We start from the raw sequence: 22939 nt of genomic DNA on the forward strand, positions 1-22939 counted from the left end.
TAAGATTCCCAATAAAACAAGGGGGTTTTAAATATTTGTCGTTGCTCTAATTTATTTATCATTTACAATAAAATATAAATTTATTTGATATATTGTAGTTTAAAACATACAAGATAATGGGTTTTTTCCCAAAAAATATTCTTTGTAAAAAAACTAACAGTTTTGAATAATAGCAAATTTGATATTAACCAAACCCTAGAGCTGTTAGAAAACACTAACAAAGTAGCACATATTGGTATATTCCAATTTGATGTTAACACAAAAAAAATTTACTGGAATAATGTATTAAAATCAATATATGAGGTTTCGGAGGATTTTATCCCAACATTAGACAATATTTTTAATTTTATAAAAGACCCCAAACAAAAAGAGCTTTTCTGCAATATACACGCCAATGCCTTAAAACTTAAAAAGTCATTTGTTTTAGAACATGATATAAGAACTGCAAAAAGAAATAATAAATACTTACAAGTATCTGGCCAACCAGTATTTGAAAAAGATAATTGCATAAAAATTCTTGGCACTATAATAGACCTGACAGAATCTAAAAAATCTAAATTAAGCTTAACTAAAACAAACCAGCAACTAAAAACTGCCGAAATATTAGCAAAATTAGGTTCCTGGAATTGGGACTTAATTACAAATGAATTAAAATGGTCAGATAATTTATATACTATCTTTAACCATAACAAAAACACTCCAGTTACTTATGAAGTGTATTTAGATTATATCTATAAAGAAGACAAAGAACATGTAACCAAAAAATTTGAAGACGCAATAGCTCATAAAAAATATAATAACTCTACCTATCGTATTCAACTAAAAAACGGCGCTATTAAAACCCTTAAATCCGCTGGTAAAGTCATAACAAACAGTAAAGGAGAAATCCTTAATATTGTTGGTTCTTGCCAAGATATAACGCAAGAACTAGCTGAAAAAAAAGAGCTACTTCAAAAAAATAAACAACTACAACAAACTGAAAATATTACAGCAGTAGGTTGTTATAAATTAATTTTAGAAAATGAGGAGTTTAGTTGGACAAATAACATGTACAAAATTTTTGATATTGAACATGGCACCAAAACTAACCTAGAACTACTATTTAACCTAATACATCCTGAGGACAGAGATTATATTAAATCTAAGTTAGATGAAATAAAAGAAGAAAAAAAATCTATAACATTTACGCATCGCATTATAGTAAAGGATGCAACTGTTAAAACAGTGAAAATTGTTTCAGACACAATAACAAACAGTAAAGGAAAGGTTGTAGAAATTTATGGCACTTGCCAAGATATTACCGATAAACTAAACTCAAAAATAAAGTTACATCAAACCAATAAGCAATTAAATTTAACTGAAAAAGTAGCAAAAGCTGGTTCTTGGCAATGGAATATAGAAAAAGATGAATTTAAATGGACCAATAATTTATACAAAATATTAGGCATAAAGGTTGGTACAAAAATTAGTTTTGAATTAATCAATGCAAATACGCATCCAGAGGATAGGGAACCTGTAAAAAAAGCTATTCAAAAAATATTAGAAACCAATAAGGCCAGTACATTTACGCATCGCATATTACAAAAAAACGGGACCTATACAACCCTAGAAGTTATTGCAGAACCTATTACTAATAAAAAAGGGAAAGCTGTAGAACTAATTGGTAGTATTAGAGACATTACAAATAATTTAAGTATAGAACAAGAATTACTAGAAGCTAATGAGTTATTGCATTTTGCAGAGCAATTAACTAATATGGGATTTTGGAGATACAAGCCAAACACTAATGCTGTTTTTTGGTCAGAGAATCTCTATAAAATGTTTGAGCATCCCAAAGAAGAGAAGTTATCTTTTGAATCTTATTTTAATTGCATTCATCCAGAAGACCAAGAGTTTGTTAAAGAAAAAATTAACCAATCAATTAATGACAATAAATTTTATGATTTTATGCATAGAATCATAGTAAATTGTGGTGAAATAAGAATTCTTCAAATTACTGGTAAGATATCAATAAATAAATATGACGGGGTATTAGAATTACTTGGCACATGTTTAGACATTACAGAAAGTGAAACTATAAATATAGAATTAACTCAAAAAAACCAACAATTACGTATTGCAGAAAAAATGACTAGAATTGGGAACTGGCAATGGAATCCAAAAACCAATACTGTGATATGGTCCGATAATATGTATAACATTTATGAGCATGATAAAAACGAACCTGTAAAATATGAAACCTATATAAGTTACGTTTATGAGGAAGATAAAAGCACTGTAATATCGAACCTTAAAGCAGGAATGCAAGATGGAAATTTTAGAAATGCAACGTATAGAATACAATTAAAAAACGGAAAAATAAAAACCCTAAAAACGGTTGGTAAAATCATAACCAATAAAGATGGTGATGTTATAGAAATGTTAGGAACTTGCCAAGATGTAACAGAAAGAATACAAAAAGAAATAGAGTTAACGCAAAAAAACCAACAGTTTAATTTTGCTGAAAAAATAGCAGACCTAGGTTCTTGGCAATGGGATATAATTAAAAATGAAATTATATGGTCTGATAACCATTATAGAATATTTGGTATTGAAATTGGCACACCAATAAATCTTGATCTTTTTTATTCCTATATACATCCAGAAGACTTTGATTATGTTAAAAAAAATGAGGCACAAATACTTACAGAAAAAGAGTTCAGTAAAACTAGATATCGTATTCTACTAGATAATGGCCAAGTAAAAACCTTAGAAGTAATAGGGTATGCAAGCACAAATGGAGAAGGAGATATTACAAACCTTATAGGCACTACACAAGATATTACTACAAGGATACAAGCCAAACAAGAGTTATTAGAAAAGAATCAATTACTAGCTGTTGCAGAAAATATTTCTGAAATGGGGTCGTGGGAATGGGATCCAATAACTAAAGAATTTACTTGGTCCGATAATTTGTATGAAATTATTGGGTTTGAAAAAGGTTCTAGAATAACATTTAAAAAGTATTTATCAAGAATTCCGGAAGAAGAACATGAAATAATATATAAACATGCACAACTTTCCGTTGCCAATAAAAACTTTCAAAAATTTTCGCACACTATAATTTGCCCTGATAATTCTCAAAGAACTTTAGAAATTTCCAGTAAACTAGTAACCAATAATAATGGAGATATAACTAAAATTATTGGCGCAACTAGAGACGTTACTGAAAAAAGGAATAAAGAAAACGAGCTCATAGAAAAAAACCGACTATTAACTTTTGTAGAACAACTAACACTAATTGGTTACTGGCGCTTAAAAGTACCCAGCGCCGAATTTATTTGGTCTGACAATTTATACCGTATTTTTGATATTAAAGTTGGAACCCCAATGAATTTTAATAAATTCCTAACTCATTTACCTCTAAAGGATAAAAAATATTTAAAAGAACAAAGAGATAAATTTGTTGAAACTAAAGTATTCGAAAAATTTGTTCATCATTTAAAACATAAAAATGGTGACATTAAAACTATTGAAGTAGTTGGTACTGTTATTACCAATAAAGATGGAAAAGTAACTGAATTAATAGGTTCAAGTCAAGATATAACGGAAAATGTAAAAAAAGAAAAAGAGTTAATAAAAAAGAACCAACAGCTTAATAAAGCAGAACATTTAGCAATGATTGGTTCGTTTATCTACAATCCAATCATTGATGAGTTTAAATGGTCCAAAAATTCCTATAGGATTTATGATTTTGAAATTGGTATACCCATGAATTTTGATAAATTTCTAACACGTATACACCCTGATGATTTTGAGAATTTAGTAAATCATCTTAATGAAATCATGACCAATAAAATATTTAAAAAAATCACATATAAAATAATTCTTAAAAATGGAACCATTAGAACTATTGAGGCTATTGGAAATGTAAAAAAGAATAAAAGTGGAAAAGTTATTGAAGTTATAGGAACAAGCAGAGATATAACAGAACAAATGCGAGTTCAAGAAAAAATAATAGAAACTAATAACAATCTAGAAAAATCCACAGCCGAATTAACTGCAAGGAACAAACAACTTGCAGAATTTAACCATATTACCTCTCATAATTTAAGAGCTCCTGTAAGTAATTTAAATGCATTATTAGATCTTTGGAAAGGTGAAGGTAATGAAAACTTAAAAGAGGTTCTTTTTGATAAATTTGAAATTGTAATTAACCACCTTACTGTTACATTAAACTCTTTAATTGAGTCTTTAAAAGTTACTAACAATATGGATGTGACTATGCAAAAACTTTCCTTTAAAGAAACCCTAAATAAAACCGAAGAAATTTTAGCTGCCGAAATTTTAAAAACCAAAACAGTAATTAAAAATAATTTTTCTAACAAGGATACTATTACATATAATCAAATATACTTAGAAAGTATTTTTCTAAACCTTATAGGTAATGCAATTAAATATAAATCTCCAGACCGTAATCCAGAAATTGAAATTAAGTCTGACACAGTTAATGGGAAAATAAAATTATCTATTAAAGACAATGGTCTTGGCATAGATTTAAAAAGGCATGGTCATAAATTATTTGGGTTAAATAAGGTTTTTCATAGACATCCAGAAGCTAATGGAATAGGCCTTTTTATGACAAAAACACAAATAGAAGCTATGGGAGGTTCCATTTATGCAGAAAGTGAAGTAAATGTTGGAACTACTTTTTTTATAACTTTTAATTAAAAAAAATGAAAAATAAATTGAATGTTTGTATTGTAGATGATGATGAAATTTACCAATACACCATGTCTCTAAATCTAAAATCTTTAGATTCCGTTGGCGAAATTAAAGTTTTTAATGATGGTTTAGAAGCAACTAATTTTATGCTAGATAAACTCCATAACCAAGAGGAATTACCAGACATAATTTTTCTAGACATAAACATGCCAGTAATGGATGGTTTTCAATTTATGGAAGAATATGAAAAAATTAAATCTAAACTTACTAAAAATATAATCATATATATGATATCATCCTCCGTAGACCCCGTAGATATTGAAAAAGCAACACAAATAGAAGATATCTCAGATTATTTAACAAAACCAATAAGGCAACAACAATTAATGGATATTTTAGAGAAATTGGATTAAAAAAAAAGTGAGAAATAGTTAATTATCGTGTGTACTTAACCTAATTATGTTAATTATAACTGCCTAGCATTTATAATTTAACTACTCTCCATTGTTATAAATACATTACTAAAATTACATTTTTCTAAATCACTCTTATGAATAACAAAAAATAAGTCACCAGCATCTCCCCATTGCATATCGCCTGCAGAGGTTACTGTTAATAAAGTTATCCAATCTTCTGGGTTTCCTTTTTTATTTAAAGAGGCTTGTAATTCTGGGGCTTCATGCTGCGTAAATGCATGAGCATTTACAGCATAATTATACTTATTTTTACCTTGCAAAGGTTCTTCAAAAAGGTCATATAAATCTTCCAAAAAATGTTCGTCTTCCTGTAATTTTTTTGCATCCTCTCCTTTAAACAAATGTGTATTTACATAACTTGCATAAAAAGATGGAGCACTATTAATTTTTTTTACATTTACCTTATATCCTTGGTAACTATCCTCTACCATTTCATAATAATCTTCTTCAGAAAACTTAAATCTTTTCCCAGATTTTAAAGTGCTTTCATCTTCTATATAAATTATTTTTCCTGGGCTACTATCTCCGCCATAGATAGTATGCAAAGTTTCTAAAAAGAAAAAAAGTATGCCTTTTCTAGGCAAATAGTCTTGCAAATGTGTTATTTGCGAACAATTTATTTGTCCTATAAATTCATAGATATAATTGGTTTTGTTTTCTCTCCAATTATCTCCAAATCTTGGATAGGGAACTTCTTCTGGCAAATCTGGCATTCCACCAAAACGATGGTTACCCAAATTGGCATAATCTTCTTCTACCTCATGCGTAAAGGAAACACTTTTTTTAACAACACTAAGTAGTGCCTTTTTATGTTTCTCCAATTTATTTTCTACTATGACCTTTTCAATTTCAGAGACTAATTCTTTATCATTTTTTGCATAAAAAATTGTATTATCCCAAGAAACTAAACCTTTCCCATCTGCTCCTTTATAATCATAATCTAACAAGCGTTTTTTGTCTTCTATAGAAAGCTCTATAACTTTTATAGTATTATATACCGATGGCAAACTTTCTAATGGGTTTTTATTTAAGTTTATCTTGCCTAATTTAGATTGTTTAGCTAAAGATTTTGGCAACGTTTTTAATAAGTTCCCATCTAAAGAAATATTTTGAAGCTCTGGCATCTTAATTTCATTAGGAATATTTGTAATTTTATTATTAGAAACCCAGAAATTTTTTAATTTTGGTAACTGCCATACACCGTTTGGCAAAGCAAACAAAAGGTTATTTCCTAAAGATAATTGCTCTAAATTTGTAAGCTTCCCTATAGCTTTAGGAAGTTCTTGTATAGAAGTACCACTAAAATGCAATGTTTTTAACTTTGTTAGTTTAGAAATTTCCTTTGGAACTTCTTTTAATGGTAATTTTTGGTTTTGCCAATTATTAGAACGCTGCGAAATACTTAAGCTTTCTAAGTTTTTAAAGGCCAATATATTTTTTGGAAAGGAAACAAAATTTGGATTTTCTAAATTTAAAAAACAAACATCATTTGGCGATGCGGTTTCCGTTTCCTTTAAAGATATAAATTGATAATTAGACCAATTAAGACTTTCAACCTCCATTTTTTTTGCCAATTGTATTGGGAAAGATTTATTATGATAACTTTTAGTCATTTCACCAGCCATTAACAGCCAACCTTTTTTAAATATAACAGTACCATTAAAATCTAACCTATAATTAAAACCCTTTAATCTAGAGTGCAAAAACAAAGGGGCATTTGTCTTGCCCTCATTAAACAGTAATTGCCCATCTGGCAATCCGTTTTTATGAATACCTTTTGCTGGTATAACTATTTCTATTCGTCCGTCTCCTGGGTAATCATCCAATACTTCGTCAGCAATAGCTTTTTTAAACTCTTTAGTTTTTGCACTAATTGTAACCACCAACTCTTTAGACATTTTAGCAATAATAGCCTTACAATCTTCTTTAATAAACTGAAATTTAAAGTTACCTACAGTTATATATTCTTTACCATCTGCTGGGATAGTAATATCATATATCTTTTGTTCTGGCTTTATGCTTGTAGCAGTTACAACTTTTAGTTTTTCTTGGTATTCCTCTTCTTCTTTTTTTATCTCTAAAAGATGTTCTTCCCAAATTTTCTGGCGGTGTGCTTTATCTCCAAGAATTTTTAAAGATTCAAAAGTTTGCATTACCCATTCTTGTAACTGCCCGTCTTCATTTTTTTCATGAACCACTTTAAATTCTATATAATAATCATCATCTAATAAAATCCCAGCAAAAAAATAATTAATATTAAAATGAGTTTCACGAAAAACTGCATCTGTATGTGCTTTTATTAAAAAAGCATCTAAATCATTTATTTTCTTGTTTTTACCACATATTTTTTCAGATTTAAAATGTACAGACAAACAAGAATCCTGAAACTTTTCTTGCCATGTACTCCCCAAATAATTGGAACTAAAAAGGTCTGAAAGTTTTAAAACCGCAACACTAATGATTGGCCACTGATTCTTATATTTTATCGTTTTATTATTGGCCCATATTCCTACTTTAGAAGAATCAAAAATTTCAAAAGCATTTGGTAGGTCTATTTTAAATAAATCAGTTACATGACTTCTCATACATGGTGTATTGAAATTTTATTGCAAAATTGCAGTATTAACATAAGTAACACCTCCCTTATTTCAGGGATTTTACAAATTAATCTTGCTGCAAACTAAAAAGGTAAGCATCATAACCACCTTGCAAATTAATTACATTTTTAAATCCCAAGGAATCTAACAAAGAAGCAGCTTTTGCACTTCTTCCACCTTTTTTACAATAAACATAAATAGTTTCTTCTTTATCTAGAGATTTAATTTGCTCTTCAAAATTCTTATCAAACCAGTTAATATTTTTAGCATTTTCTAAATGGCCTTCTGCAAATTCCACAGGGGTCCTAACATCTATAAGTATTGCATTATTAGTATCTTTTTGTGAAAATTCTGTGATATGTATTGCTTTATTTTGTGAACAAGAAAAAAATAAGAACAACAATGTAAAAGACAAGAAAAATAATTTCATAAAATTTATTTTGTTGGATAATAACTCAAAATTAACATATTAAATAAAAATCTTTTACTTTTGATACTAATAAATAACAGAATGGCATCTCATCAACTAAATCCAAATATCTGGGTAGATCAATACGCAGATTATCTTTTTAATTATGCTGTTACAAGAGTTAGTGACGCTGAGATTGCAAAAGATTTAGTACAAGAAACTTTTTTTGCAGGATTAAAATCTGCTAAAAATTATAAAGGAGATGCTGCAGAGCGTACTTGGTTAATAGCAATTCTTAAAAGAAAAGTAATAGACCATTACCGAAAAATAAATTCTAAGAAAGGCAAGGCAGAAGTTCGTATGAACTATAGTGCTAATAGTGATTCTGAAGGAGATTGGCTAGAAGAACAAGTGGCAGACCCTTTTAGCACTATGAATAATAATCTATTAGAAAATGAGGAATTGGGTGAAGCTATACAACTATGTATTTCTAAATTACCTAAAAAACAATCTAAAGTTTTTGTAATGAAAACAGTTCAGGGTATAGATACAGAAGATATTTGTAATGAACTAGGAATTAATCCGTCTAATTTGTGGGTTATGATTCACAGAGCCAGAACTGCCCTTATGGATTGTTTAAATAAAAATTGGTTTTAAAGTATGATTTCTTGTGAAAAAGCAGCAGTAATTTGTAACAAAGCTCAGTATAAAGAGGCTTCTTTAATGGAGAAAATAAAATTAAAATTCCATCTTTTTATGTGTAAGGCTTGTTCTAAACACAGTAAAAAAAATGCGGAATTAACATCGCTTTGTAATAAAGCTAACCTTCATATTTTGTCTGATAATGACAAGTTAGCTATGAAAAGTAAATTAGAAGGAAAAAAATAAAAGTAAAATATACCAAAATACAGGAATACTTTCTACCCATAAAGAAGCAAAATATTTATTCTGATTTCTTTTGGTTACATACATTAAAATTCCCAACGTTAAAAACAAAATACCTTTTGCTAAAATATCTATTGTCGTAATAGTGTCTTTTAAATAAATTAATAAAAAGAAAATTAGCACCCCAAAAGCACCTATTATTTTACTTTTTGTAACTCCGTATCGTTGCGGTAATGTTTTAAGTTCTAGAGAATCGTATTTTAAATCTCGTATTTCAAAAGGAATAAGAAGAATTAAAACTAAAATAAAACGTTGTAATGTTTCTACCCAAACATCCCAGGTTAATGGTAAATCTAAATCTAAAAAAGGGATAACAACTGTTAATCCTGCCCAAACCAGGGCTACAGATATAATTTTAAATCCACCAAAATCTCTAAACTTTTTTATATGTGGTAAAACAGGAATAGCATATAAACCTGTTAAAACAATTAACACTAACAAGCCTAAAATGGTTTTGATATGCAAATAAAAGATATTATATATGCAAATAGCTAAAGCTATGAAACTAAAAAACTGAATGTTTTTGTGGTATTTATTTGCAACTAAAATGTATTTCTTAGCCTCTACCCCATATTTTATAAAATTGTATCCACAAATAGTACTAAAAAAAACAAAAGACAGTAAATGGTTATCAATTTTTATAGAAAACAATAAGCCTGTTACTAAAAGTAAAGAAACTACCGCTAAAGCAACATGAATACTGGCATCTAAGTAAAAATTAAATAGAGTTTTTAATACCTTCATATAACAAAAATAACTAAACTGTTTATAACCTAAGTTTTTGGTTAAAAACTTTAGTATTCTTCCTTTACTGAGTCCTAAAATACCATAAATAATTTCCTTATTTTGCAAAACTATTTAAAGTAAAAAAACTAATTCAGAATATGCGAACAGACTTATTTGCATCTCGCCATATTGGCATAAAAAAAGAAGATTACAAACACATGCTACAAAGCATAGGTGTTGCTAATTTAGAACAACTTATTTACGAAACAATACCAGATGATATTCGCCTTAAGCAAGACTTACAATTGTCTCCTGCAATGAGTGAACATGAGTTTCTTAATCATTTAGAAGCGCTATCAAATAAAAATAAGGTATTTAAATCTTACATTGGCTTAGGGTATCATGAATCTCTTATCCCCTCTGTAATTAAACGTAATATTTTAGAAAACCCAGGATGGTATACTGCGTATACCCCATACCAAGCAGAAATAGCACAAGGAAGACTAGAAGCTCTACTAAACTTCCAAACTGTAGTTTGCGATTTAACTGCAATGGAAATTGCAAATGCCTCCCTTTTAGATGAAAGTACAGCAGCAGCAGAAGCTATGACTATGCTTTTTGATGTTCGTAGTAGAGCTCAAAAAAAGGCTAATATCTTAAAGTTTTTTGTTTCAGAAGAAGTACTACCGCAAACGTTATCGTTATTACAAACGCGTTCTACACCACTAGGAATAGAATTAGTTATTGGTAATCATGAAGAATTTACCTTTACTAATGATTTCTTTGGAGTGTTATTACAGTATCCTGGAAAATATGGTCAAGTACATAACTTTGATTCTTTTGTTTCTAAGGCTAATGAGAATGATATAAAAGTTGCCGTTGCTGCAGATATTTTAAGCTTAACCTTGTTAAAACCACCAGGGGAATTTGGTGTAGATGTTGTTGTTGGCACAACACAACGTTTTGGTATTCCTTTAGGTTATGGTGGCCCACATGCTGCTTTTTTTGCTACAAAAGAGGCTTATAAACGTAATATCCCTGGAAGAATAATTGGTATTACTAAAGATACTGATGGCAAACAAGCGCTTAGAATGGCATTACAAACCAGAGAACAACATATTAAAAGAGATAAAGCTACCTCTAACATATGTACAGCTCAGGTATTATTAGCAGTAATGGCAGGTATGTATGCTGTATATCATGGCCCAGAAGGCCTAAAATATATTGCGAACAAAATACATGCAGCTGCAGTTACCCTTGCTACAAATTTAGAGCAGTTAGGCTATAAACAACTAAATACCAGCTTCTTTGATACTATTACTATTAAAGCTGAGTCTGCTGTAATAAAGCCATTAGCAGAGCAAAAAGAAATTAATTTTTATTATATAGATGCCAATACAATTTCTATTTCTTTAAACGAAAGTGTATCCGTTGCTGATGTAGAAACTATTGCAACAATTTTTTCGGAAGCAAAAGAAAATAAAACTATTCAAATAACTTCTTTTACAGATAAGAAAGAAATTGATCAAGAACTACAACGATCTTCTACTTTTTTAGAGAATCCTGTTTTTAACTCTTACCATTCCGAAACAGAGTTAATGCGTTACATTAAAAAACTAGAGCGTAAAGATTTAGCTTTAAACCACTCTATGATTTCTCTTGGTTCTTGTACTATGAAGCTAAATGCTGCAACACAAATGTTACCATTAAGCTCTAACCAATGGGGAAACGTTCATCCATTTGCTCCAGTAGAACAAGCAGAAGGTTACCAAATTGTATTAAAAGAGTTAGAAAATGATCTTTCTACAATAACCGGTTTTGCAGCTACATCTTTACAACCAAACTCTGGTGCGCAAGGAGAATATGCAGGTCTTATGGCTATTAGAGCTTATCATGAATCTAATGGGGATACAAATAGAAATATATGTATTATTCCAGCTTCAGCACACGGTACTAATCCAGCTTCAGCTGTAATGGCAGGCATGAAAGTAATTGTTTCTAAAACAGATGAAAGAGGAAATATTGATGTTGCAGATTTAGAAGAAAAAGTGAAATTACATTCCGAAAATCTATCGGCATTAATGGTTACTTACCCATCTACACATGGCGTTTTTGAATCTTCCATAAAACAAATTACAAAACTTATCCATGATCACGGAGGACAAGTTTATATGGATGGAGCAAATATGAATGCGCAAGTTGGTTTAACTAACCCAGCAACAATTGGTGCAGACGTATGCCATTTAAACTTACATAAAACTTTTGCAATTCCGCATGGCGGCGGCGGTCCTGGTGTAGGGCCAATATGTGTTGCAAAACAATTAGTTCCTTTTTTACCATCAAACCCAGTAATTAAAACTGGAGGTTCTAAAGCAATTACTGCTATTTCTGGTGCTCCATGGGGTAGCTCTTTAGTATGTTTAATATCCTATAGTTATATTAAAATGCTTGGCGAAAAAGGATTAAAACAATCCACAATAACTGCCATACTTAATGCTAACTACATAAAAAGTAGATTAAGTAGTGGTTTTGATGTTTTATATACTGGAGAAAAAGGAAGAGCTGCTCATGAAATGATTATAGACTGTAGACCATTTAAACAAAATGGCATTGAAGTAACCGATATTGCTAAAAGATTAATGGATTACGGTTTTCATGCCCCTACGGTTTCTTTTCCTGTAGCAGGAACATTAATGATAGAACCTACAGAAAGTGAAAGCTTACCAGAATTAGACCGCTTCTGTGATGCAATGCTATCTATAAGACAAGAAATAGAAGAAGCATATTCTGAGAATAAGGATAACGTTCTAAAAAATGCACCGCATACTTTAGAAATGGTAACTAACGATAATTGGAATTTTGAATATAGTAGACAAAAAGCTGCCTTTCCTTTAGACTTTGTAAAGGAAAATAAATTTTGGCCATCGGTTAGAAGAGTCGATGATGCTTATGGCGATCGTAATTTAATATGTAGCTGTATCCCTATTGAAGCATACGCAGAGGCATAAAAAACTATTGAGAGCCCTATAAAACAAGCCCTTTTATCAATTCAAAAGGGCTTTTTATTTTTCTAAGAATTTAAAATATGGGTACTGGCTATCGTATTTTTTGTTATGCATGCATAACAAAAAATACGCTTTTAACTACCTTGTTACTTATACCACAAAAGTTATAATTATGCCTATAGGAATTACTGGAACAGGAAGTTATTTACCCTCAGAAATAACTAAAAATGAAGATTTTGAATCTCATGAATTCCTAAATTCTGACGGAACCATAATAAATGCTCCCAATCCAGTAATAATAAAAAAATTTAAAGCAATTACTGGAATTAGTGAAAGAAGGTATGCTAAAAAAGAACACAACACATCCGATTTAGCATTTTTTGCCTCGGAAAAAGCTATCAAAGATGCTGGTATTGATAAAGAAACTTTAGATTATATTATTGTTGCACACAACTTTGGAGACGTAACTTATGGAAAACCTCAAGGGGACACTTTACCTAGCTTAGCAACACGTGTTAAACATAAGTTAGGAATAAAAAATCCAAGATGTGTTGCCTATGATATTCTTTTTGGATGCCCAGGATGGGTACAAGCAATGATACAAGCACAAGCTTTTATTAAGAGCGGTATGGCAAAAAAATGTCTTGTAATTGGTGCCGAAACCCTATCTAGAATTGTAGATAAATATGATCGTGATTCTATGATTTATTCTGATGGAGCTGGTGCGGCAATTGTAGAAGATAACACCAATGCAGGAGAAATACTTTTTCATGACTCTGCTACATATGCAAATGGCGAAGCAAATTATCTTTTCTTTGGAAAAACCTATAACAAAGAAATAGAAGACGATAATCTTTATATTAAAATGTTTGGTAGAAAAATATATGAATTTGCATTAACTAATGTTCCCGTAGCTATGAAACATTGTTTAGATAGTGCTAACATTCCTATTAAAAATTTAAAGAAAATATTTATCCATCAGGCCAATGAAAAAATGGATGAAGCAATAGTAGAACGTTTTTTTAAACTCTATGATATTAATGAAGTACCAAAAGGAATAATGCCAATGATTATTGAAGAATTTGGTAATAGTTCTGTTGCAACCATACCTACTTTATATGATTTGGTAAATAAAAATCAAATTGATAATCAACATATAAACAAAGGAGATGTAGTTATTTTTGCTAGTGTTGGTGCAGGAATGAATATAAATGCTATTGTTTATAGAGTTTAATAACATATACAAAACTATACACTTATTTTTTTACCTTCGTAACCATATTATAAATGGATAGTAGATGTACGAAAAGACTTTTCCAAGTAAAAGATTTAAACACACCTTAACATTCTTAGAAAAACATATTTCCACTAACCAGTCTATTTTAGATTTAGGAGTTCCTAATCCTTTTTCTAAAATTATGGAAGAAAATGGTTATGCTGTAGAAAATACTAATGGAGAAGATATTGATGTTGATTTCTCTAACATTACAACCTCCAATGCAGAAGTAGTTACTGCTTTCGAAATTTTTGAACATTTATTAAATCCACTTACCATCTTAAAAGAAATAAAAGCAAACAAATTAGTTGCTAGTATACCTCTACGCTTGTGGTTCTCACCTGCATATCAAAGTAAAACAGACCCATGGGATAGACATTATCATGAATTTGAAGATTGGCAATTTGATTGGCTCTTAGAAAAAGCTGGCTGGCAAATAAAAGACCGTGCTAAATGGACAAACCCTGTTAAAAAAATAGGTATTAGACCCCTTTTACGCTCGTTTACTCCTAGATACTACATTGTTTATGCAGAAAAAACAAAACAAGCTTAAAGGCCTGCATTATGGATTATTATATAGTTATACCGGCTCATAACGAAGAACAGTATATTTCTTATACGTTAGATTCTATTTTAAAACAATCCTTACTTCCAAAAAAAGTAATTATCGTAAATGATAATTCTAGCGATGATACAGAAAAAATCATAAATTCTTATTGTTTAAAATCTGAGTTCTTTACAAAACTTAACACTACTTCTACTAAAGAACATATGCCCGGCAGTAAAGTAATAAATGCTTTTTATAAAGGACTAGAGTTACTAGATAACTCTTATGATTTTATTGTTAAGTTAGATGCTGATATTATTCTCCCAGAAAATTATTTTGAAACTATAGCCTATATATTTAAAACCAATCCTAAAGTTGGTATTGCAGGAGGGTTTGCATATGAAGAAACTAAAGATGGCAAATGGCTTTTAAATCACCCCATGAATAAAGACCATGTACGTGGCGCTTTTAAAGCATACTCTAAAACTTGTTTTAAAGCCATTAACGGACTTAAAAATGCCATGGGATGGGATACGGTAGATGAGTTATTAGCGCAATACCACGGCTTTGAAATATACACTAAAGACCAACTACAAGTTAAACATTTAAGACCTACTGGTGGTGCTTACAACAAAAAAGCAAAGTTACTGCAAGGAAAAGCCATGCGCACATTACGCTATGGTTTTTGGATCACTATAATTGCTTCATTGAAAATGGCCTTAAAACAGAAAAAAAGTGCTACTTTTTTTCATAATCTTGAGGGGTATAGAAATGCTAAAAAAGAAAAAGTTCCTTTTTTAGTTTCTAAAGAAGAAGGAGACTTCATAAGAAAACTTAGATGGAAAAATATTAAACAAAAATTATTCTAAATTGAAGCATAAAAAAACCATCCTAAATTAGGATGGTTTTTTTTTTAAATTATAGAGTAATGTTTTAGAAACCTAATTCCTTTTTAACATCTACTAAAAGGTCTTTCCCTTTAGAAACGATTAAACCACCACCAGCTTGTGCATCTATTACATAGTCGTAACCTTGTGCAGCAGCAACTTTTTCTATTGCAGCCTTAGCTTTTTCAGAAATTGGAGCAAATAACTCTGCTTGTTTTTTCTGGAATTCTTGTTGTGCAGCTTGTTGTGCTTCACCAATACTTTTCTCGTATCCTTGTAACTCTACAGCTCTTTTATCATTCTCTTCTTTAGACTTAGACGCTGCTTCATTTTGGTATTGTGTAAATTTGTTACGCAACTCTGTCATAGAAGCTTGTATATCTGCATTATACGTTTCTTGTAGCTTTTTAAGCTCTGCCTCAGCAGTTTTCATTTCTGGCATTTGAGATAACAATTGTGTTACATCTATATGTGCTACTTTACTTTGTGCGTTTACAAAACTTGTTGCTGCTATAAATAATACTAATGCTACAGCTATTTTCTTTACTTGTTTCATGATTTTCAATTTCTATTTGAGTGTTAATTAATGGTACTAAATTTTTGTTATTAAAATTAATTTTCTTCTGTATTTCGTTCTTCTTGTTTTGCTTTTTTCTTAGCTTCTCTTTCTTCTAACAATTTTTTTCTTCTTTCCTCATATGCTTTCTTACGTTCTTCACGCAGTTTAAGCTGCTCTGCTCTTTTCTCATCAGCAGACTTTGATCTGGCTTTACTTGCTTGCTCTGCCTTTGCTTGTCTTTCCTTTAGCTCATCGCTAATTTCCTTTTCTAACTCTTCTTTATCATCAAAATCGTCTATTAATCTTTTAGCTGCTTTTTTCTTAGGCTTGCTAATTTTTCTTGTTCTAGCAATACCTCTTAAAACCAAATCGCTAATATCGTGTCTTTTTTGCGAATACAACATTACAACATCCGCAGATTTATCAAAAATAAAATCGTACTTTTTATTTGTTCCTATAGTCTGTACCTCATTAAAAACTTGATCTTGTATTGGCTGAATCAATTGTCTTTTTTGTAAAACTAAATCTCCTTGAGGACCAAAACGATCTTGTTGGTACTCTATCATTTCTTTTTCTAGTATTTGTATTTCTTCTTCTCTTTCTGCAATAAGCTCCTCTGTAAGCAATACCTTTTCTGCCATAAGGTCTTTTTTCATTTGCTCTACAACACTACGCTTTTGTTCTATTTGTACTTTCCATTTTTGTACTTTAGTTTCTAATTGCGATGTAGCGTCTCTATACTCTTCTACATTTTCTAGAATGTACTCCATATCTACATAAGCAATTCTAACACCTCTTTGCGCTGTAACACAAACAGAAAACAAACCTGTAACTAATACGAAAAGAACTTTAATTTTTAATTTCATTATTGATATCGTTTTACCTTATTGAAAATATCGTGCCAAAAATACTAAAACCATAGAAATGAACGATTTAGAATTTAGCATTATGTTTAAAATTAAAACTGTTGACCAATTATGAAGTGTGTTTCCCATCCGTGAGCACCGGTTCCTGGAGATGCTGCATCCGAATCAAATCCGTATCCAAAATCTATACCCAATAAACCAAATGCCGGCATAAAAATACGCAAGCCTGCACCAGCCGATCGTTTTAACTCAAACGGATTAAAGTCTTGAAAATTGTTGAAGGCATTACCAGCTTCTAAAAATACTAAACCATATATAGATGCTGAAGGTTTTAAGGTTAATGGATATCTAAGTTCCATAGAGAATTTATTGTACACTAATGCTCCTTCTTGTGTTAAACTACCACCTCTAAGAAGATCTGTAGTGTATGGTGTTAAAGATTGATTTTCATAACCACGTAATTGCACTACATCTCTACCGTCTAATGTAAAATTACCTAAACCATCTCCACCAACATAAAAACGCTCAAAAGGCACATCACCTACACTACTATTATAATTTCCTAAAAAACCAAATTCTACATTGGTACGTAAAACTAAAGAATGATCCGCACTACCTAATAATGTAGTGTACCAATCGCCTTTAAATTTAACCTTATAATACTCTAACCATTTAAAACGCTCTTGGTCGTCTTGCTCTAATTGGTTATTTTCTGCAGCAGTTACAGTTGTTCCTCCATCAGAAGAAGCATCCGTCACTTTTTCAGCTGTTAATAAAGAATCATAATCTTTTCCATTTAGTAAAGAAAATGGTGGTGTAAATTTTGCAGTTATTTCAAAATTAGAACCTCCTCTAGGGAAAATTCTACCTCCAGAGGTTGCGTTTCTAGAAATACCTAAAGTATATGCTATTGAGTTAGATCTTCCGTTACCAAAATTAAATAGCCCTATATTATAATTTTTAAAATCATATAATTGGTAACTTAAAGAATGGGAAATTGTAAAGAAATCATCTGGCCATTGTACTCTTTTTGCCAAACCTGCTGTAATTCCCGTTATTGAAAATTGTTGATCTTTATCTACCTCTACCCTTCCATTACTACCATATGAGGCCCTAAATTGTTGAGTTCTAGACAAAGACATATTAAAACGTACTGGTTTTTTACCTCCTAACCAAGGTTCCGCAAAATTTAAACTGTATACTCTAAAAGTCCTACTGGCTTGTACACGTAAAGCAAATGTTTGCCCATCTCCCATTGGCACTGGTTTATATTCTTTTGCTTTAAATAAGTTCTTAATAGAAAAATTACTAAAAGAAAGTCCTAATGTACCAATGAAGCCACCACCACCATAACCACCTTGTAGTTCTATTTGGCTTGAGCCAGATTCTACCAAACTATAAGCGATATCTACCGTACCAGCATTGGGGTCTGGATTTATAATGTCTGGCTTTACTTGTTCTGCATCAAAATAACCTAATTGTCCTAATTCTCTTATTGTTCTAATAATGTCAGACTTATTGTAACGTTGCCCAGGTCTTGTTCTTAGCTCTCTAAATATAACATGGTCATTAGTTTTATCATTACCATTAACCGTGATATGATCCAAAAAAGTTTCTTTACCTTCTATAATACGTATCTCAAAATTAATTGTATCATTTTCTGCAGAAACCTCTACTGGGTTTATACTAGAAAATAAATATCCGTTATTTTGATAAAGGCTTGTTACGTCTTGAGCATCTGGCTTAGAGTCATCTGCTATACGCTCTCTTAAAAGTACTCCATTGTAGGTTGCGCCTTTTTTAATTCCTAAAACTCTGTTTAATTGTCTATCTGTATAAACACTATTACCAACAAAATCTATATCTCCAAAGTAATACTTATTACCTTCTTCTACATTTAATTTTATTATAATATTATTCTCGTCTACTTTCTGAATAGAGTCTGAGATTATACGCGCATCTCTATATCCGTTTTCAGCAAATTTATCAACTAATAAAGATAAATCGTTTTTATAATCTTCTTGTATAAATTTAGATTTCTTCCAAAAACGACCAAGTTGTTTCTTTTTAGTTTTCTTAAGTGCTCTTCTTAATCTTTTTGAAGACATTTCTTTATTACCTTCAAAAACAATGTCTTTTATCTTTACTTTATCGCCTTTCTTTACATTCACCACCATACTTTGCGCATTGGTTTCTGATGTATCTTTTGCTGTAGCAATGGTTACATTTGCATTTAAATACCCTTTTTTCTTGTATTTATTTTGTAAGTAATTTTTAGAATTTGCTATTAAACTTTGTGTTATTTTTTTTCCTTTTTTAAGGTCTGTATCTTTAAGAATTTCGTCGGTCTTTCTTTTCTTAACTCCGTAAACTGTTATTTTAGATAAGGTAGGTCTTTCTATAATGTTTAGGGTTAAATACACTTTATCTTCCTCTATATTTGTGATATAAAAGTCTATCTCACTAAATAGCTCTAGTCCCCATAATTTATTAATTATAGCACTTATTTGCTCTCCAGGAAGTGTTATAGGTTGCCCTTCTCTTAAACCTGTATACGTTTTAACTGTTTGCTCGTTATAGCTTTGTAAGCCAGTTACTTTTAAACCTCCTAATATATACTTTTTACCATCTTCATAAGAAGTGGTTTCTTGAGCAAAGCCCAAGCTTGTAATTATAATAAATAGGATGGTAAAAAAGGGTTTTAGGAATATGCCCTTATACATATTGCTAGTTAAGTTGTTCGCTAGTTTTTCCAAATCTTCGTTCTCTGTTCTGATAATTTTTAAGTGCCTCTACTAAATGTTCTTCAGTAAAATCTGGCCAAAATACATCAATAAAATATAATTCTGCGTATGCAATTTGCCAAAGTAAAAAATTACTTATACGTTGTTCCCCACTAGTTCTTATAAGAAGGTCTACGTCTGGTAAATTTTGCGTGTAAAGATGAGTATTTATAATGGTTTCATCAATATTTTCTGGAGAAATTATATTATTTTTAACTTTGACAGCTATTTGTTGCACTGCATTTTTTATCTCTTCACGAGAACCATAGCTTAAAGCAAGAGTCAATGTCATTCCTGTATTACCCTCTGTTTTTGCCATTACTTCTTGGAGCTCTTTACGCACTTTTACTGGCAAAGCGTTAACATCTCCAATTGTATTTAACTTAACATTATTTTGTAAAAAAGTCTTTAATTCTTTCTTTAAGGAACTTACTAATAAGCGCATTAGCATCTCCACCTCTAACTTAGGTCTATTCCAATTTTCTGTAGAGAAAGTATATAAAGTTAAATACTCTATGCCTATTTTCACACAACTCTCTACTGTTCTTCTTACCGTTTTAATGCCATTTTCATGACCAAAAACACGTAATTTTCCTTTTTGCTTTGCCCATCTACCATTACCATCCATTATTATTGCTAAATGAGATGGTAATTCTTGGCCTTTTATTTCTTCTATAGTGTTCATGTATAGTTTTACTCGATAATCGAAATTTAAATACTCCAAGGATTACCCCGAGCATATTTACTCAAAACAATCGCCACATGGTTTTCTACCAAAAGTATAGGTTAATGTAACCCCAGAAAACACGTACCAATCATCACTAAAAATATTTCCAAATCTAAATGGTTCAAAATTTGAACCTTCTGGATTACTGGCATCTAAATTATCTGTAAAGGTGTATCTAGCTCCAATTTCCGCCCCAAAAATAAGCATTTGACTAATGCGATACTTAAAACCTACTGTCATTGGTATAGCTAATGCCCCATCTTTTTGATTAATTTCTTGCAAAACACCGCCATTAAAATAATTATAATCGTATCTAAAATAAGTGAATCCAGTATATAAATACGGTGTAAAAGCAGGACCTAATTGATGTAAATTATAATCCACAAAATTAAACTCTAACCCTACCGAAGCTTCTAAAACAGAATTATCTACTACATACCCTCTTTGTTGTCTTGACAACATATTAGATTTAGAATCGTCTGCTGTAAAACTACCACGAATAATGCTTGCTCTCCAAGCATATCTTTTACTTATATTCCATTTAAAAAGTCCGCCATAAGCCAAGCCAGAAGGCACTAAATAACTTGTTCTACCTACATCTCCAATTGTATTGGCGCCACCAGCAAATACACCAACCTCATAGGTTTGCGCATTTAATCCTAAACAAGTAATAGCGAAGATTACAAAAATAATTCTCTTCATAAAATTTAAAAGTTTGCAAATATAACAACTTCAATAGCTTAGACCATAAAATTGTTCTTGTTCTGTTCTCTCAAGATAAACAGCTTTTAAAAGCATTTATTGTTTTAAAAGCTTCTCAATTTCTTTTATCTTCTCCCCACAATAGTTTATTACGAAGTGTTTTTAGAAAACTTTCGGAAGTATACTCTATCATTTTTATTGTAAAATTGGCCTTTCTAATTTCAACTTCAGTTTCATTCTCAACAGAGGCAATTCTAGAATCTAAAGACACTAAATGATTTTCTTCTCTACCAGAAACCTTTAACCTTATTACAGTGTTATCTGAAATTACCAAGGGTCTTGCATTTAAATTATGTGGCGCAATTGGGGTTAACACTAATGATTTTGCTGTAGGCACAATAACAGGACCTCCACAACTTAAAGAATAGCCTGTAGAACCTGTAGGCGTAGAGACTATTAAACCATCTGCCCAATAAGAAGTTAAATATTCATTGTTTAAATATGTCTCTACCGTAATCATAGATGTGGTATCTTTTCTACTTACCGTAATCTCATTTAATGCAAAGTTTAAATCCTGAAATTCTTTTTCGTAACCTTCGGCTTTTATTTCTAACAAACTTCTTTCTACGATAGTATATGCTCCTTGAACAAACTCTTTTACAACCTTCCTAACATCTTCTTTTTTAAATGTAGATAAGAAACCCAACCTACCAGTATTTACACCAACTATAGGAATTCCTAAATCACGAACATAGGTTGTTGCTCTTAAAATTGTACCATCTCCTCCAAAACTTACAAACATTTGGAAAGTAGCATCCAAACCAGTGGTTGCTGTAAAAGTTTTATAAGGTTTAGAAGCTGTTTTTTCTAGTAATAAAGAATGAAACTCTTCTTCAAAATAAATTTCGGCAGATTGCTTATGAAGCTCCTCTAGCAATTCCAACACATACTCTATGGCATTATCTTGGTATGTTTGACCATAAATGGCAACTTTCATTTCTTAAACATTTAAGTATTTATCCAAATAATCGGAACGCTCTTTTAAATCTTCCAAAAATTTATCATCACTATTCCCAAAAACTATATTATAATTATACCTTCTAAAAGTTTGCACTACATCACTAAAGTTTTCAGTACTTATTTTTATGGTTATTTGCACTACATCATTTAACATCTCTGTAATAAAACCACCTATATACTTTGCATTATTACTTTCCACTATTTGTGCAACTTCACTAAAAGAATAATCCTTAGTCCCCTTAGCTACTACTAAAATATTTCCTGGTTCTGTAAAAAAAGGCGTATCTATGAAAACCCCAACTACATCTGTTAAATCATAATAACCGAGAACCTCTTCATTTTCTCCTAGAACAGGTAATATATTTGCTTCGTTACGAGCAAAACCCTCTAAAACATCTAACCAATTAGCATCTTTACGTGTAAAAAAATTATCCAGACTATATCTATAGCCTTCTATTTTTTCATCCACTTTTAAATTTTCTAAATCGTCTTCACTTAAGACACCCAAAAACCGTCCTTTTTCTATAACTGCTACGTGAGAAAAAGTTGTATTCTTAAAAAATTTAACCACTGCTTTTAAAGAATCTTCTACTTTAAAAACAGGAATGTTTGTTAATATGTGGGTTTGAATCTGCATATCTTTAAAATATAACGCAAAATACTAATTTAAAATATCAAAAGGCATGCCTAATTTGTATTTTTGCTCTGCT

At 30.7% G+C, this 22939-nt stretch carries 18 protein-coding genes; 8 read left to right on the plus strand and 10 right to left on the minus strand.

The window, feature by feature from the left end; translation table 11 throughout:
* Positions 1–162: 162 nt before the first annotated feature.
* Both CLV91_RS00535 and CLV91_RS00540 read left to right on the plus strand, forming a co-directional pair.
* Positions 163–4710 (plus strand): PAS domain-containing protein, encoded by a 4548-nt coding sequence (locus tag CLV91_RS00535; RefSeq protein WP_121062919.1) that lies wholly within the window; start codon positions 163–165, stop codon positions 4708–4710.
* Between the two features lie 5 nt (positions 4711–4715).
* Complete coding sequence (locus tag CLV91_RS00540; RefSeq protein WP_121062921.1) at positions 4716–5117, plus strand: response regulator; 402 nt, start codon at positions 4716–4718, stop codon at positions 5115–5117.
* Positions 5118–5194: 77 nt separating this feature from the next.
* Here the strand turns inward: CLV91_RS00540 and CLV91_RS00545 are convergent, their stop codons facing one another.
* Positions 5195–7765, minus strand: coding sequence for a DUF1963 domain-containing protein (locus CLV91_RS00545; protein WP_121062923.1), 2571 nt, complete (start codon positions 7763–7765; stop codon positions 5195–5197).
* Positions 7766–7844: 79 nt separating this feature from the next.
* Positions 7845–8207 carry a rhodanese-like domain-containing protein gene (locus CLV91_RS00550; protein ID WP_121062925.1) on the minus strand — a complete coding sequence of 121 codons (363 nt, stop codon included), beginning with the start codon at positions 8205–8207 and terminating at the stop codon, positions 7845–7847.
* Between the two features lie 81 nt (positions 8208–8288).
* On the opposite strand from CLV91_RS00550, the gene CLV91_RS00555 reads away from it, so the two are divergent.
* Together CLV91_RS00555 and CLV91_RS00560 are read left to right on the plus strand one after the other, a co-directional pair.
* A complete protein-coding gene (locus CLV91_RS00555; protein ID WP_121062927.1) occupies positions 8289–8843 on the plus strand; it encodes a sigma-70 family RNA polymerase sigma factor in 555 nt (184 codons plus the stop codon).
* Between the two features lie 3 nt (positions 8844–8846).
* A complete protein-coding gene (locus CLV91_RS00560) occupies positions 8847–9074 on the plus strand; it encodes a hypothetical protein (protein WP_121062929.1) in 228 nt (75 codons plus the stop codon).
* Here the strand turns inward: CLV91_RS00560 and CLV91_RS00565 are convergent.
* Entirely contained in the window at positions 9057–9875 is an 819-nt protein-coding gene (locus CLV91_RS00565) for a UbiA prenyltransferase family protein (RefSeq protein ID WP_121065590.1), read from the minus strand. The genes CLV91_RS00560 and CLV91_RS00565 overlap by 18 nt on opposite strands.
* A 140-nt stretch (positions 9876–10015) precedes the next feature.
* Between CLV91_RS00565 and gcvP the strand changes: the two genes are divergently transcribed.
* From gcvP to CLV91_RS00585, 4 genes are all read left to right on the plus strand, one after another.
* Positions 10016–12865, plus strand: coding sequence for an aminomethyl-transferring glycine dehydrogenase (gcvP, locus tag CLV91_RS00570; RefSeq protein ID WP_121062931.1), 2850 nt, complete (start codon positions 10016–10018; stop codon positions 12863–12865).
* A gap of 169 nt (positions 12866–13034) precedes the next feature.
* Complete coding sequence (locus CLV91_RS00575) at positions 13035–14096, plus strand: 3-oxoacyl-ACP synthase III family protein (protein ID WP_121065594.1); 1062 nt, start codon at positions 13035–13037, stop codon at positions 14094–14096.
* Positions 14097–14160: 64 nt separating this feature from the next.
* Entirely contained in the window at positions 14161–14691 is a 531-nt protein-coding gene (locus CLV91_RS00580) for a class I SAM-dependent methyltransferase (RefSeq protein ID WP_121062933.1), read from the plus strand.
* Positions 14692–14702: 11 nt separating this feature from the next.
* Positions 14703–15554, plus strand: a complete 852-nt coding sequence (locus CLV91_RS00585) for a glycosyltransferase family A protein (RefSeq protein ID WP_121062935.1) — start codon at positions 14703–14705, stop codon at positions 15552–15554.
* Positions 15555–15618: 64 nt separating this feature from the next.
* Here the strand turns inward: CLV91_RS00585 and CLV91_RS00590 are convergent, their stop codons facing one another.
* The 7 genes from CLV91_RS00590 to CLV91_RS00620 all read right to left on the minus strand — a co-directional run bounded on the left by CLV91_RS00590 (position 15619) and on the right by CLV91_RS00620 (position 22866).
* Entirely contained in the window at positions 15619–16128 is a 510-nt protein-coding gene (locus tag CLV91_RS00590; protein ID WP_121062938.1) for an OmpH family outer membrane protein, read from the minus strand.
* 56 nt (positions 16129–16184) lie between these two features.
* Positions 16185–16997 carry an OmpH family outer membrane protein gene (locus CLV91_RS00595; protein ID WP_121062940.1) on the minus strand — a complete coding sequence of 271 codons (813 nt, stop codon included), beginning with the start codon at positions 16995–16997 and terminating at the stop codon, positions 16185–16187.
* A gap of 92 nt (positions 16998–17089) precedes the next feature.
* On the minus strand, positions 17090–19720 hold the full coding sequence (bamA, locus tag CLV91_RS00600) for an outer membrane protein assembly factor BamA (protein ID WP_121062942.1): 2631 nt from the start codon (positions 19718–19720) through the stop codon (positions 17090–17092).
* Between the two features lie 4 nt (positions 19721–19724).
* The gene (locus CLV91_RS00605) at positions 19725–20465 is read right to left on the minus strand and encodes an isoprenyl transferase (RefSeq protein ID WP_121062944.1); all 741 of its coding nucleotides are present in this window, start codon (positions 20463–20465) and stop codon (positions 19725–19727) included.
* 57 nt (positions 20466–20522) lie between these two features.
* Positions 20523–21209: a type IX secretion system protein PorG gene (porG, locus tag CLV91_RS00610; RefSeq protein ID WP_121062946.1), complete on the minus strand. Its 687-nt coding sequence runs from the start codon at positions 21207–21209 to the stop codon at positions 20523–20525.
* Between the two features lie 115 nt (positions 21210–21324).
* Entirely contained in the window at positions 21325–22206 is an 882-nt protein-coding gene (locus CLV91_RS00615; RefSeq protein ID WP_121062948.1) for an NAD kinase, read from the minus strand.
* 3 nt (positions 22207–22209) lie between these two features.
* Positions 22210–22866: a CBS domain-containing protein gene (locus CLV91_RS00620; protein ID WP_121062950.1), complete on the minus strand. Its 657-nt coding sequence runs from the start codon at positions 22864–22866 to the stop codon at positions 22210–22212.
* Between the last annotated feature and the right edge of the window lie 73 nt (positions 22867–22939).

Origin of the sequence: Maribacter vaceletii, assembly GCF_003634105.1 — a bacterium.
In the GTDB taxonomy this organism is placed as follows: Bacteria; Bacteroidota; Bacteroidia; order Flavobacteriales; family Flavobacteriaceae; genus Maribacter_B; species Maribacter_B vaceletii.